13 protein-coding genes and 2 pseudogenes are annotated in these 12,355 nt (G+C 64.8%); 7 read left to right on the plus strand and 8 right to left on the minus strand.

What is annotated here, in order from left to right; all coding sequences use genetic code 11:
• Window positions 1-108: 108 nt before the first annotated feature.
• Window positions 109-1,254, minus strand: a complete 1,146-nt coding sequence (locus tag NTH_RS01465) for a DUF2336 domain-containing protein (RefSeq protein WP_338528333.1) — start codon at window positions 1,252-1,254, stop codon at window positions 109-111.
• Window positions 1,255-1,394: 140 nt separating this feature from the next.
• Here NTH_RS01465 and NTH_RS01470 point away from each other — a divergent pair, with 140 nt between their 5' ends.
• Window positions 1,395-1,847 (plus strand): MaoC family dehydratase, encoded by a 453-nt coding sequence (locus NTH_RS01470; protein WP_338528334.1) that lies wholly within the window; start codon window positions 1,395-1,397, stop codon window positions 1,845-1,847.
• A gap of 20 nt (window positions 1,848-1,867) precedes the next feature.
• Window positions 1,868-2,746, plus strand: coding sequence for an HpcH/HpaI aldolase/citrate lyase family protein (locus NTH_RS01475; RefSeq protein WP_338528335.1), 879 nt, complete (start codon window positions 1,868-1,870; stop codon window positions 2,744-2,746).
• Between the two features lie 197 nt (window positions 2,747-2,943).
• Here the strand turns inward: NTH_RS01475 and NTH_RS01480 are convergent, their stop codons facing one another.
• Together NTH_RS01480 and NTH_RS01485 are read right to left on the minus strand one after the other, a co-directional pair.
• A complete protein-coding gene (locus tag NTH_RS01480; RefSeq protein WP_338528336.1) occupies window positions 2,944-3,552 on the minus strand; it encodes a flavin reductase family protein in 609 nt (202 codons plus the stop codon).
• A 2-nt stretch (window positions 3,553-3,554) separates the two neighbouring features.
• A complete protein-coding gene (locus NTH_RS01485) occupies window positions 3,555-4,148 on the minus strand; it encodes a nitroreductase family protein (protein ID WP_338528337.1) in 594 nt (197 codons plus the stop codon).
• Window positions 4,149-4,260: 112 nt separating this feature from the next.
• Here NTH_RS01485 and NTH_RS01490 point away from each other — a divergent pair, with 112 nt between their 5' ends.
• Both NTH_RS01490 and NTH_RS01495 read left to right on the plus strand, forming a co-directional pair.
• On the plus strand, window positions 4,261-5,223 hold the full coding sequence (locus tag NTH_RS01490; RefSeq protein ID WP_338528338.1) for a hypothetical protein: 963 nt from the start codon (window positions 4,261-4,263) through the stop codon (window positions 5,221-5,223).
• Window positions 5,224-5,358: 135 nt separating this feature from the next.
• A pseudogene (locus tag NTH_RS01495) lies at window positions 5,359-6,055 on the plus strand (IS630 family transposase); the annotation flags it as partial.
• Window positions 6,056-6,318: 263 nt separating this feature from the next.
• On the opposite strand, the gene NTH_RS01500 reads toward NTH_RS01495, so the two are convergent.
• Window positions 6,319-7,344, minus strand: coding sequence for an IS110 family transposase (locus tag NTH_RS01500; RefSeq protein ID WP_338528339.1), 1,026 nt, complete (start codon window positions 7,342-7,344; stop codon window positions 6,319-6,321).
• 75 nt (window positions 7,345-7,419) lie between these two features.
• On the opposite strand from NTH_RS01500, the pseudogene NTH_RS01505 reads away from it, so the two are divergent.
• A pseudogene (locus NTH_RS01505) lies at window positions 7,420-7,680 on the plus strand (transposase); the annotation flags it as partial.
• A gap of 6 nt (window positions 7,681-7,686) precedes the next feature.
• Here the strand turns inward: NTH_RS01505 and NTH_RS01510 are convergent.
• From NTH_RS01510 to NTH_RS01525, 4 genes are all read right to left on the minus strand, one after another.
• Window positions 7,687-8,037 carry a VOC family protein gene (locus NTH_RS01510; RefSeq protein ID WP_338528340.1) on the minus strand — a complete coding sequence of 117 codons (351 nt, stop codon included), beginning with the start codon at window positions 8,035-8,037 and terminating at the stop codon, window positions 7,687-7,689.
• 17 nt (window positions 8,038-8,054) lie between these two features.
• Window positions 8,055-10,016 carry a threonine--tRNA ligase gene (gene thrS, locus NTH_RS01515; RefSeq protein WP_338528341.1) on the minus strand — a complete coding sequence of 654 codons (1,962 nt, stop codon included), beginning with the start codon at window positions 10,014-10,016 and terminating at the stop codon, window positions 8,055-8,057.
• A gap of 183 nt (window positions 10,017-10,199) precedes the next feature.
• The gene (yidD, locus tag NTH_RS01520) at window positions 10,200-10,508 is read right to left on the minus strand and encodes a membrane protein insertion efficiency factor YidD (protein WP_338528342.1); all 309 of its coding nucleotides are present in this window, start codon (window positions 10,506-10,508) and stop codon (window positions 10,200-10,202) included.
• Between the two features lie 19 nt (window positions 10,509-10,527).
• Window positions 10,528-10,974 carry an iron-sulfur cluster assembly scaffold protein gene (locus NTH_RS01525; RefSeq protein WP_338528343.1) on the minus strand — a complete coding sequence of 149 codons (447 nt, stop codon included), beginning with the start codon at window positions 10,972-10,974 and terminating at the stop codon, window positions 10,528-10,530.
• Window positions 10,975-11,214: 240 nt separating this feature from the next.
• Here NTH_RS01525 and folE point away from each other — a divergent pair, with 240 nt between their 5' ends.
• Window positions 11,215-11,877 carry a GTP cyclohydrolase I FolE gene (gene folE / locus NTH_RS01530; RefSeq protein ID WP_338528344.1) on the plus strand — a complete coding sequence of 221 codons (663 nt, stop codon included), beginning with the start codon at window positions 11,215-11,217 and terminating at the stop codon, window positions 11,875-11,877.
• Window positions 11,874-12,287: a phosphoribosyl-AMP cyclohydrolase gene (hisI, locus tag NTH_RS01535; RefSeq protein ID WP_338528345.1), complete on the plus strand. Its 414-nt coding sequence runs from the start codon at window positions 11,874-11,876 to the stop codon at window positions 12,285-12,287. The genes folE and hisI overlap by 4 nt, the downstream gene beginning before the upstream one ends.
• The last annotated feature ends 68 nt before the right edge of the window (window positions 12,288-12,355 follow it).

A 12,355-nucleotide genomic window follows, 5' to 3' on the forward strand; every position in this document is an offset into this window, starting at 1 on the left:
AAAACCTACAGCATCGGCCTGAAAATCGGAATCGATTTTCGGAAAGCACGATGCGTAGATTCAAAGTGTTAGAGCGTCCTTTGTGCGTCCGAATGGACGCACGGCGCTCTAAGCAGCCGCCAGCGCCAACGCCTGCTGCCGTGCGTTCTGGCGCAGCGCGTCGAGGTGGATTTTCTTGAGCAGTGCGGCCAGCGGCGCATCCTGCTCGCTGGGTCCCGCTCCGCCTTCCGTGGCGCCCAGCACCTTCAGCATCAGCCAGGAAACTTCCTGCGCGCCGGCGATGCGCTTGCCATTGGCCACCTCGCGCCACACAAGCAGCGCCTGAAGCAGCGGCGGATGATAGTTGCGCTTCAGCCCGGCCTTGGTGAACAGCGCGGCAAGCGCACCGTCGCGCCCGCCCGCCAGGAGCGCCGTTATCCGCTCTTCGCCCTGCCCCGACAGGACGCCAAGCGCGGCGGCGAAGAAATCGATCTTGCCCTGCGCCACAACGCGGACGAGGAAGCCGGGGGTAAGGTCGCCGCGCAGCCGCAGATGTTCCACCAGCGCCGGCAATTCGTCCTGACCGATGCTGTCGATCAGCGCGATGGAGGCCTTGATGCAGGCATCCCGCGCGATCTTTTCGGCGCGCTCGCCCCCCATCAGCGCACGCACCAGGGGCGCGGCCGACAAGGCTTCGCCGACCTGCGTCAAAAGCATGTGCCGGCAGTCCGCCGGGAGCCGCCCGTCGGGCATGAGCGCGGCGCGCAGCCCGGCCTCCCGTCCGTGCCGTTCCAGCATGCGCCGAAACGACAAAGCCGCGATCCGGGCGCCGGGATTTCCGGCCAGACGAATGCAGGCGGCGAGCGAGCCCACCTCGGCGATGGCCGCAGCAACGGCGAACGAGACCTGCGGCCGCGACGCCACGAGGCATTGTATGGCCGAGTTGCCCATCGCGACCCGGTCCACCAGATCGCTGTCGCTCATCAGCGGCGAGCGCGCGATGATCGGGGCGGCGACGTCCGGCTGGTCGGCCGCCAGCGCGGCGATGACCTGCGGCGGCGCGCGGTGGCTGAGGGAGAGCGTTTCGGACAGCGCCGCCCGGACCTTCGCCGACGCATCGTCCAGGAGCAGCGTCAGCGCCGCTTCCGTGGCAAGCCTGTCGTCGAAGGACATGTCCTTCTGGATATAGGCGCGCGCAAGCGCCGATGCCGCCGCTGCCCGTTCCGCCACTTTCGCGGTCTCGACCCACTTCAGGAAGTGTTGAACTACGATCACTGTGCACTGACCCCCGCCTGTTCCAGAAGGCTAGCAACAATTCCTATACGAAACGTTTACCATAATACCCTTCCATCCGCAGCTTGCGGGCGACCCCGCGCCCGCCTATCAATTCCTCCAGGCTTAACGAGGAGGAACGGATGGCGGGTTTGTATCTCGAAGACTTCGAGCCTGGGACGGTCATCCGCCATCAGCTCACCAAATCGGTCACCGAGAGCGACAATATGCTGTTCTCGGTCATGACGCTGAACCCGCAGCCTCTGCACATCGACTTCGATTTCGCCGCCAAGTCCGAATGGGGCAAGCCGCTGGTCAACTCGCTCTTCACGCTGGGCCTGATGATCGGCATATCCGTTCACGACACGACGCTGGGCACGACGATCGGCAATCTCGGTATGACCGAAACCCAGTTCCCCCACCCGGTCTTCCACGGCGACACGATCCGCGTGGAAACCGAGGTGAAGGGCGTGCGCGCGTCGAAGTCGAAGCCCGATCGCGGCATCGTGGAGATGGAGCACCGCGCGTTCAACCAGGACGGCGTGCTGGTGGCGCGCTGCCTGCGCCAGGCGATGATCCTGAAACGCCCCCTCTGAAAGACTGTCTGAGGCCCCTCATGCGCTCGCTGCTTTTCGTCCCCGGCGATTCGGAAAGGAAGATGGAAAAGGCGCTCGCCTCCGGCGCCGACGTCCTGATTCTGGATCTGGAGGATTCAGTCGCCCCCTCGCGCAAGGAGGAGGCCCGGCGGCTGACGCGTGATTTCCTTCGCGCGCGGAACCCGGCCGGCGGCCCCGGCCTTTATGTCCGCATCAACGCGCTGGACACGGGGCTGGCCGAGGCCGATCTTGCCGCCATAATGCCGGGCCGGCCGGCCGGCATCATGCTGCCGAAGTCCGAAAGCGGCGAGGATGTCGCGCGCCTGGCGGTGAAGCTGCGGGTGAGCGAGGCCGAAAACGACATAAGGGACGGCGCGACGGCGATCCTGCCCATCATCACCGAGACGGCGCGGGCGGTGCTTGCCGCCGCCACCTATCGCGGCGCGACTTCCCGCCTTTCCGGCCTTACCTGGGGCGCCGAGGACCTTTCCGCCGATCTCGGCGCACGGCTCACGCGCGGCGCCGACAGCCGCTATACGGAGGTTTTCCGGCTGGCCCGGTCCCTGACCCTTCTGGCCGCCAACGCGGCCGGCGTCGCGGCGATCGACACCGTCTTTCCCGATTTCCGCAACGAGGAAGCCTTCCGCGCCGACTGTCTGGAAGCCGAGCGCGACGGCTTCACCGGCCGCATGGCGATCCATCCGGCCCAGGTCCCGATCATCAACGAGACCTTCACCCCCGCACCGGAGGCCGTCGCCCAGTCACAGCGGATCGTTGCGGCCTTTGCCGGCTCCGACGAAACGGGCGTGATCGCCATCGACGGCCAGATGATCGACCGGCCTCATGTCCGCCGGGCCGAGCGCATCCTGGCCCGCGCCCGCCTCGCCGGCATGATTTGACGCGCCGGTTTTTTGTCCCTCAAACGCCGGGCGTTCGGCGGGCGAAACGTCCACTGGACCTTTCGCTATTCCACCTCACCATCCGCACCCTTGGCCTGCGGCGCAAGAGCGCCGGCCGGCCTTGCCATTGTCGCTAAGCAAAATGGAGCACCGCCAAAGCCGCTTCAAAGCAGCAGACCTTTGTTTCACCCCGTTTCCTAGGCATCACCCCAGCGGGGCCGGCGCATGGCGAACGTCTCCGTCACCGCCGCATAGTCCATATAGCCGAGCCGCGACAGCGTCTGCGCGCGGGTGATGTCGAACAGCCCGTCCTTCAGCATCGCGTCGTCTATATGGACGCCGACCACCTGCCCCATCACGACGATGACGCCGGCCGGGTTTCCTTCAAGATCGTCGGGCTCCAGCACCTGCACCACCTTGCATTCCAGCACCGCCGCCGCCTCGGCCACCCGCGGACAGGACACCTGCCTGCACGGCGCCTCGGTCAGCCCGGCCAGTTCGAACTCGTTCACGCCGCGCGGCGCGTCGATGGCGGTTTCGTTCATCCTTTCCGCCAGTGCCCGCCCGACGAGATTGGCGCAGAACTCGCCGCTTTGCCTGGCGATGGTCGCGCTGTCCTTCGCGCCTTCCGATGAGAACCACACCAGATGGGGATCGCTCGAAATCGCGTTGAAGAACGAATAGGGCGCCAGATTGACCGCACCGTCCTCGCGGCGCGTCGATATCCACCCGATCGGCCGGGGCGCCACGATGGCCTTGAACGGATCGTGCGGCAGGCCGTGCCCTTCGCGCGGATCGTAGAACATGATCACCCCTCCCCGGCATCATAAGGCCCGGCATAGTCGCTCGTCAGCGCCAAGACGTCCGGCCGGGGCCTGTCGGGCGTGCCGCCCTTGTGCCGGCCGATATGAACGAAGCCGATCACCTTCTCGTCCGGCGCGAGCCCAAGGATGCGCCGGCCCTCCTCGACGTCGGAGTACCAGTTCGTGATCAGGTTCGAGCCGAAGCCCAGCGCGTCGGCTGCCAGGATGAGGTTCATCGCCGCCATTCCGCCGGACAGGAACATCTCCCATTGGGGGATCTTGGCGCTTTCCCTGGGGACGGACACCACGCCGACCACCAATGGCGCCCGCGAAAACCGCGTCAGCTCCTGCTCCCGGCGCGCCTCGGACAACGGTCCCTCGCGCTCCTCGGCAAGGGCGGCCAGCTTTTCGCCGACGCTCCGCCGCGCATCGCCGCGGTAAAGGATGAAGCGCCACGGCGCCAGCATGCCGTGGTCGGGCACCCGCGTCGCCGCCCGCAGCATCGTCTCGATTTCCTCACGGGTGGGTTCGGGCCCCTCCAGCTCGGGAATGGGCGCCGAACGGCGGGCAAGCAGAAAGTCGATCACGTTCTGGTTCAAAACAAGCTCCTGTCGGGGGGAACGGCTGGCGCGGGGGCTGGCTGGTTCTTATGCGATGACGATGGACGATGAGGCCTTGAAATTGCCACCGCTCTGGGCTTCAAAGCAAGCCATGAGGGTGAAGCTTCTTCCGATTGCCGCTGTCCTGGCGCCGCTGTTTGTGGCGATGTGCATCCCATCCGTCAACGCCCAGCAGGGCAACAGCGAGCCGCTGGACGTGAAGGTGCCGGGATTGAGCGAATATGCTGCCCCGCAGCAAAGCGGTCCGCTGGCCCTCGGAGACGCCGGAAAGGTGACGCTTTCGGCCAGGCTCACGGAGGAATCGGACGAGATTCCCCGCGGCCTTGTCTGGCGCGTCTTCACGCCGGAGCCCGGCCCCGACGGCACGCTGCCCCTGGTCGCCAGTTCGGAGGGCGGCACGAGCGTCTTCGCCCTTTCGCCCGGCAGCTATCTCGTCCATGCCGCCTATGGCCGGGCCGGCGCGACCAAACGAATCACTGTCGGCCGGGACACCAAGCAGGAAAGCCTGGTGCTCGACGCCGGGGGGCTCAAGCTGGACGCGGTCCTGTCCGGCGGCATTCGCATACCGCCGAAGCGCCTGCGATTCTCGATCTACGAGGAACACCCGGACGCAACCGGCGAACGTCCGCTCATCGTGCCGGACGTGCGGGCGGGCTCCGTGGTGCGGCTCAATGCCGGAACCTATCACGTCGTCTCGACCTATGGCTCGGTCAACGCCGTCATCCGCTCCGATATCCGGGTGGAAGCCGGCGAACTCACCGAAGCCACCGTCGAGCACCGCGCCGCCCAGCTCACCATGAAGCTGGTGCGCGAGCCCGGCGGCGAAGCCATCGCCGACACCGCCTGGTCGATCTTCACCGAAACCGGCGAGATCGTCCGGGAAACGGTCGGCGCCTACGCCTCCATGGTGCTGGCGGAAGGCCAGTACACGGTCGTCGCCAAGAACCGCGACCGCATCTACCAGCGCGACTTCATCGTCGCCCCTGGCCGCAATCGCGATGTGGAGCTCCTTCCCGACGATCTCGTCGAGGCGCCGCAGGACTTCGTGGAATAAGGCCCACGGAAAACCGGCTTCCACTTTTCCTGGAATTGCTGTTAGAGCGGTTCAGGTTGTATCTGAATCGGAGGGGATTCCGATTTCGGACGTTTTGTGATTCAAGATGCTGGCTGGAGTGGAGGCCAGCATCGGATGACGCGACCTCTTTCGAATGATTTGCGTGAACGTGTTGTCAGGGCGGTCGAGGCCGGCGAGAGCTGCCGGTCGGTGGCGGCTCGTTTCGGCGTTGCCGTCTCGTCGGCGGTGAAGTGGTCTCAGCGCTACCGTGCGAGCGGGTCTGTGGCGCCGGGCAAGATGGGCGGGCACCGCAAGCGCGTGTTGGAGCCGCACCGTGCCTTCATCGCCGAGCGGATCAGCCAGACGCCGCATCTGTCGCTGCACAAGCTGAAGGAAGAGCTGGCGGCGCGCGGCGTGAAGGTGTCGCACGATACGGTGTGGCGCTTCCTGCGCCGCGAGGGGCTTCGGTTTAAAAAAAACACTGTTCGCCCTTGAGCAGGCCCGTGCCGATATTGCCCGCCGGCGGCAACGCTGGCGTTCTTGGCAGTCCGGTCTCGATCCGACACGGCTGGTGTTCATCGACGAGACCTGGATCAAGACCAACATGGCGCCGCTGCGGGGCTGGGGGCCGAGAGGCAAGCGCCTGCGCGGCTTTGCCCCGCACGGCCACTGGCGCACGCTGACCTTCCTCGGCGCTTTGCGCCACGACCGGCTGACGGCGCCTTGCGTCTTCGACGGACCGATCAACGGCCCGTGCTTCCGCGCCTATGTCGAGCAGCAGCTCGTGCCGGTGCTCAAACCGGGCGACATCGTCGTCATGGACATGTGTGGACGCCCCCGTTGGTGCAAGAAGAATCTTTTCGAAGAGCGCGGAGCGTGGTCAGGTGCTGACATGTGTCCGGCCTCTGATGCGGCGTTCTACATGCCGCGGGCCCGTATGGGAGTTCGCGGAGCGGGTCCAATTCAATCTCGCGTGCTCAAGGCACGTATCCATGATCTGGTTTTCCCGATCCCGTCTCGTTGACCGTTGCGCCATACTCTCCGTTCGACCTTCTCACACCATGGCAGCCCGCTCGAGGAGCGGTATAGAGCGGACTATCCTGCTATGGCCGGCGTTCGATAGGTTCCGCCTCTGGCCATCAATGCCCACACGATGCGCGCCGTCTTGTTGGCCAAGGCGACGATGACCAGCATGGGTGGCTTGCGCTCAAGCATCCGCGAAAGCCACGGATCCCCGGTCGATCCCTTCCGCATGGCCCAGCGCACGGCGGCGCTGGCCCCAATGATCAGCAGCCGTCGCAGGGTTCGCTCGCCCATTCGAGACGTCTCGCCGAGCTTCTGCTTGCCGCCCGAAGAACGTTGCAGCGGCGTTAGTCCGAGCCATGCCGCGAAGTCCCGGCCTCTCTTGAAGGTCTGAGCGGACGGGGCCAACGCGGCAAGCGCCGTCGCGGTGACCGGTCCTATACCGGGAATGGTCATCAAGCGCCTGGCTTCCGCATCCTCTCTGGCGCGCCGAGCGACCTCTCGGTCGAGCTCGGCCACTCTCGTATCCAGCGCCCGCAACTGCTCAACGAGTAGAGACAGGATCGGGCGGGCGGCTTCGGGGATGGCGGAACCCTTATCCTCAATCGTCGCGATGAGCTTGGCCACGTGGAAGAGGCCTTGCGCAGCCACAAGTCCAAATTCCGCAAGATGGCCGCGTATTGCATTGATCGTCTGGGTCCGCTGGCGAACGACAAGATCGCGGACGCGGAACACCATTGCCGCAGCCTGCTGCTCTTCGCTCTTCACCGCCACGAACCGCATGGTCGGCCGTTGCGCAGCTTCACAGATTGCTTCGGCGTCAGCCGCATCGTTCTTCTGACGCTTCACAAATGGCTTGACGTATCCCGGAGCGATCAGCCGGACTTCGTGCCCGAGCTTCGCGATCTCCCGCGCCCAGTAATGGCTGCCGGCGCACGCTTCCATGGCAACCGTGCAGGCCGGCTGATCGACAAGAAAGCGAAGTACCTGATCGCGGCGAAGCTTCTTCCGGAACAGCACAGCTCCCGACCCATCTGCGCCGTGCGCCTGGAACACGTTCTTCGCCAGGTCCAATCCGATTGTGTTAACTTCCAACATGGACGCCTCCGTTCAAGTGATGATCAACGACACCACTTTGGCACAGCGATGCCGTGAGGGGGCGTCCACCCCATCAATCTCGGCTCGCACAAGTCGGCCGCCGTCCGGCAGATGATCAAAGCCGCCGGCGCAAGGCTCTGGTATCTGCCCCCATACTCGCCCGACCTCAATCCGATCGAGCAGGCCTTCGCCAAGATCAAGCACTGGATGCGCACGGCCCAAAAGCGAACCATCGAGGAGACATGGCGGCACATCGGCGGCCTCGTCTCCTCAATCCAGCCCAGCGAATGCAGCAACTACTTCCTCAATGCAGGATATGCTTCCGTCAAAACCTGAAAGGCTCTAGGCGTGGACGAGGATGTTCACCAGCCGGCCGAACGGGTCGCGGACGAAGAAGCGCCGCACGCCCCAGGGCTCCTCGGCCGGCCCGTAAGCGATGGCGATTCCGGCCTCCCGCACGCGCCTGAGCGCCTCGTCCAGATCGTCGACTTCGACCGAAAGGTCGGGAACGGCGGTGCCCGAGCCGCCTTCGGAGGCGACGCTGACCTGCACCGACATCGCCTCGTCATTGCCGTAGGTCACGATCCAGCCGTGATCCATCTTCACGTTCAGGCCGAGCAACTCGCCGTAGAAGCGCCGGGCGGCGGCGACATCCGCCACCGCGATATTGGCCACGATCCGCTTTACCTTCATCAATCTCCTCCTTCCTTTCAGCCGCGCCGAAGATCTGGCGGCGTCGCCTCCCTGGAAAGGCTGGAAATGGCGTCCTCCAGGGACATGGACGTCTGATCCCTCGAACCCAGCCGGCGGATGTTGACCGTGCCTTCCTCGGCCTCGCGCTTGCCGCAGACGAGGATGACCGGGACCTTGGCATGGCTATGCTCGCGGACCTTGTAGTTGATCTTTTCGTTGCGCAGGTCGGTCTGGGCGGACAGGCCCGCCCGCTTCAGCCTCTCGGCGACGCCGGCGGCGTAGTCGTCGGCCTCCGACGTGATGGTGGCCACCACCACCTGCACCGGCGCGAACCATAGCGGGAAATGCCCGGCAAAGTTCTCGATGAGAATTCCCAGAAAGCGCTCCATCGAGCCGCAGATGGCGCGATGGATCATCACCGGCTGCTTCTTCTCCGAATCCTTGTCGATGTAGAAGGCGCCGAAGCGCTCCGGCAGGTTGAAGTCGATCTGCGTCGTGCCGCACTGCCATTCGCGGCCGATGGCATCGCGCAGCACATAGTCGAATTTCGGCCCGTAGAAGGCGCCGTCGCCGGGATTGATCGCCGTCCTGATCCGGTTGTCTGACCGCTGGATCTGCTCCAGAACGCCCGCCATGATCTCTTCGGCATGATCCCACAGCGCGTCGGAGCCGACACGTTTTTCCGGCCGCGTGGAGAAGAACACCGTGATCTCCTCGAAGCCGAAATCGGCATAGGTGGACAGGATCAGATCGTTGATCTTCAGGCACTCCGCCGCCAGCTGGTCTTCCGTGCAGAAGATGTGCGCGTCGTCCTGCGTGAAGCCGCGCACGCGCATCAGCCCGTGCAGCGCGCCCGAGGGCTCGTAGCGATGCACATTGCCGAACTCGGCCAGCCGGATCGGCAGGTCGCGATAGGATTTCAGCCCGTGCTTGAAAATCTGCACATGCCCGGGACAATTCATCGGCTTCAGCGCGAAGACGCGCTTGTCCTCGGCGTCCTCGTCGGCGCACTGCACGGAGAACATGTTCTCCTTGTACCAGCCCCAGTGGCCGGAGGTTTGCCAGAGCGAGGAGTCGAGCACCTGCGGCGCATTCACCTCTTCATACTCACCTTCAAGACGCCGACGCATATAGCTGACAAGATTCTGGAAAAGCCGCCAGCCCTTGGAGTGCCAGAACACGACGCCCGGCCCTTCCTCCTGGAAGTGGAACAGGTCCATCTCGCGGCCCAGCCGGCGATGGTCGCGCTTCTCGGCCTCCTCCAGCATGTGCAGATAGGCGTCGAGCTGCTCCTGGCTGGCCCAGGCCGTGCCATAGATGCGCGTCAGCATCGGATTGCTGGAATCGCCGCGCCAATAGGCGCCGGCGACCTTCATCAGCTTGAACGCCTTCCCCACCAGCCCGGTCGAGGGCATATGCGGACCCCGGCAAAGGTCGAACCATTCGCCCTGGGAGTAGATCTTGACGTCCTGGTCTTCCGGAATGGCGTCGATGAGCTCGACCTTGTAGCTCTCACCCTTGTCGGCGAAGACCTTCTTGGCCTTCTCGCGCGGCCACACTTCCTTGGTGAAAGGCCGGTTGCGCGCGATTATCTCCGCCATCTTCTTCTCGATGACCGGGAAATCCTCGGGCGTGAAGGGCTCCTCGCGCGCGAAGTCGTAATAGAAGCCGTTCTCGATCACCGGTCCGATGGTGACTTGCGTGTCCGGCCACAATTCCTGCACGGCCTCGGCCAGCACATGGGCGCAATCGTGGCGGATGAGCTCCAGCGCGCGCGGATCCTCCCGCGTGACGATTTCGACGGCGCCGGACCTGCCGAAGGGATCGGAAAGGTCGCGCAGCTCGCCGTCCAGCGTATAGGCCACCGCCTTCTTGGCGAGCGACTTCGAAATGGAGGCGGCAAGCTCCGCGCCGCTCATGCCGGCATCGACGTCGCGCTTGTTGCCATCGGGAAATATCAGGGAAACGGCTTCCGCCATGGTGGTTCTCCTTATCCAGTCCCGCCAACGAGCGCGGGTGGTGACGCGTGAAACGAATTGCACGCGGCATGTAGCCTCATCGGGCGAAAGGGTAAAGGCCCCGCCGGACGACGAATGCGAATGATGAACGACTGCGGTGAGAGAAGGCGCGGCCGACAAGACGCCGCCGCAAACAGGCACCGTTCACCAATGCCGCCACGGCGCCCACCAGCGCGTTCGCGGCGGCAGGGTTTCCGGCACGGGGTCCAGCCCATGGGTGCCGCCGGGCCCGCAGCGGGCAACCCGGAAGAGCGCCATCCAGCCCCCGGCCCACAGGCCATGGCGGGCGATCGCCTCATAGGCGAATTCCGAACATGTGGGCAGGTGGCGGCAACTGTTGCCGATGAAGCCTGAAAGGGTGAGCTGATAGAGCCGCACCAGGCCGGCGCCAGCCAGCCTGCCGGGCGTCTTCGGCCACGCGCCCTGCCAGTTCCGCGAATAGGGTCTTGTCATCTTCGTTCCGGCAAGACCGTCAAGCCGCCTGCCCGGCCTTGTTCTTCTCGATCTGCTCGATGCAGTCGACGACCGCGTCGAAGGTCAGCATGGTCGAGGCGTGGCGCGCCTTGTAGTCGCGCACCGGCTCCAGATATTTCAGATCGGAAAAGCGCCCTTCCGGCACCGGCCCGTTTTCCTTCAGCATCCTGCGCATGGATTCGCGCACGGCCTTGAGCTCGGCGGCATCCGCGCCCACCACGTTCGCCGCCATGATGGCGGAAGAAGCCTGTCCCAGCGCGCAGGCGCGCACCTCATGCGCGAAATCGGTCACGATGCCCTCGTCCATCTTCAGGTCGACCGTTACCGTGGAGCCGCAGAGCTTGGAATGCGCGGTCGCCGTGGCGTCCGGCCGATCGAGCCGGCCCAGCCGGCCGATATTGCCCGCAAAGCCAAGAATTTTCGCGTTATAGACGTCGTCAATCATGAATTTCCCGGCTGCGGCGCATTCTTGGCAAGCCATGTCGCGCACGCATCTTTCATTTCGCCATGCGACGTTTATATAATAATGGTATCCGGTAGAGGGCAAGAACAGGCACCAACATTGTCCGCCGGATACCGCATGCCGCTTTCGGGACGGACTGTCCGCAGTTCATGAAGACCCGCAAAAGGCAGTGATCCGTTTAACTCGTCGCTGCATAGACAGCGACTACGGGAGACGCCTTCCATGGACGCAGTCATCAAGAGCTTTCCGCCCCGCACCGAAGAGGAAAAGGCGGCCACCACCGCCCCCATAGAGAAGCCGGCAGCCAAGCGCCCGAGCCAGAAGGAGGCGGAGGCCGCCGTCCGCACATTGCTGCGCTGGACCGGCGACGATGTCGAGCGCGAGGGCCTGATCGAAACCCCGGCCCGCGTGGCCAAGGCCTTCCGCGAGATGTTTTCGGGCTACGACCAGGATCCGGTCGCAGAGCTCGGACGCACCTTCGAGGAGGTGGCCGGCTACGACGATCTCGTGCTGGTCAAGGACATCTCCTTCCATTCCCATTGCGAGCACCACATGGTGCCGATCATCGGCAAGGTCCATGTCGGCTATCTGCCCGACGGCAAGGTTGTCGGCCTGTCCAAGATCGCCCGCGTGGTGGATATCTTCGCCCGCCGCCTGCAGACCCAGGAAGCCATGACGGCGCAGATCGCCAACGTGATCCAGGATGTGCTGAAGCCGCGCGGCGTGGCCGTCATGGTCGAGGCCGAGCACATGTGCATGGCCATGCGCGGCATCCGCAAGCAGGGCTCGACGACGCTCACCTCCACCTTCACCGGCGCCTTCAAGACCGAACCGGCCGAGCAGGTGCGCTTCATCACCCTGGTGCGGGACAGCCGTACCGCATGAGCGCCCGCGATTTTTCCCCCGCACCCACGGACAAGAAGACCCTGGAGGAAGGCGTCGCCTTCACCCCGCGCTTCGACGACCGCGGGCTGCTGACGGCGGTCGTCACCGATGCGTCGGACGGGCGCCTGCTCATGGTCGCCCATATGAACGCGGAGGCCCTGTCGAAGACGCTGGAAACGGGCATTGCGCATTATTGGTCCCGTTCCCGCCGCACGCTCTGGAAAAAGGGCGAGACCTCCGGCAATCTTCAGCATGTCGTGGCGGTGGAAACCGACTGCGACCAGGACGCGGTGCATCTGCAGGTGCGGGTGTCGGGCGACAATGCCACCTGCCATACCGGCCGCCGCTCCTGCTTCTACCGGCGCGTGGAAGCCGGCGGCGGCGAGCTCCGCCTGATCGACGGGGGCTGATTTGCGCCTGACCCGTGCTTCCGGAAAAGCTTTTGCCGGTCCCCATGCAACTGGCAAAGCCGCTGCCA

Source organism: Nitratireductor thuwali, from assembly GCF_036621415.1.
GTDB lineage: Bacteria > Pseudomonadota > Alphaproteobacteria > Rhizobiales > Rhizobiaceae > Chelativorans > Chelativorans thuwali.

What these genes read in the sequence shown, in the direction of transcription:
- NTH_RS01470 (WP_338528334.1), top strand. Translation starts at nt 1,395, where the DNA reads ATGGCGGGTTTGTATCTCGAAGACTTCGAGCCTGGGACGGTCATCCGC.
- NTH_RS01475 (WP_338528335.1), top strand. Translation starts at nt 1,868, where the DNA reads ATGCGCTCGCTGCTTTTCGTCCCCGGCGATTCGGAAAGGAAGATGGAA.
- NTH_RS01480 (WP_338528336.1), bottom strand. Translation starts at nt 3,552, where the DNA reads ATGTTCTACGATCCGCGCGAAGGGCACGGCCTGCCGCACGATCCGTTC.
- NTH_RS01490 (WP_338528338.1), top strand. Translation starts at nt 4,261, where the DNA reads ATGAGGGTGAAGCTTCTTCCGATTGCCGCTGTCCTGGCGCCGCTGTTT.
- NTH_RS01500 (WP_338528339.1), bottom strand. Translation starts at nt 7,344, where the DNA reads ATGTTGGAAGTTAACACAATCGGATTGGACCTGGCGAAGAACGTGTTC.
- NTH_RS01510 (WP_338528340.1), bottom strand. Translation starts at nt 8,037, where the DNA reads ATGAAGGTAAAGCGGATCGTGGCCAATATCGCGGTGGCGGATGTCGCC.
- thrS (WP_338528341.1), bottom strand. Translation starts at nt 10,016, where the DNA reads ATGGCGGAAGCCGTTTCCCTGATATTTCCCGATGGCAACAAGCGCGAC.
- yidD (WP_338528342.1), bottom strand. Translation starts at nt 10,508, where the DNA reads ATGACAAGACCCTATTCGCGGAACTGGCAGGGCGCGTGGCCGAAGACG.
- NTH_RS01525 (WP_338528343.1), bottom strand. Translation starts at nt 10,974, where the DNA reads ATGATTGACGACGTCTATAACGCGAAAATTCTTGGCTTTGCGGGCAAT.
- folE (WP_338528344.1), top strand. Translation starts at nt 11,215, where the DNA reads ATGGACGCAGTCATCAAGAGCTTTCCGCCCCGCACCGAAGAGGAAAAG.
- hisI (WP_338528345.1), top strand. Translation starts at nt 11,874, where the DNA reads ATGAGCGCCCGCGATTTTTCCCCCGCACCCACGGACAAGAAGACCCTG.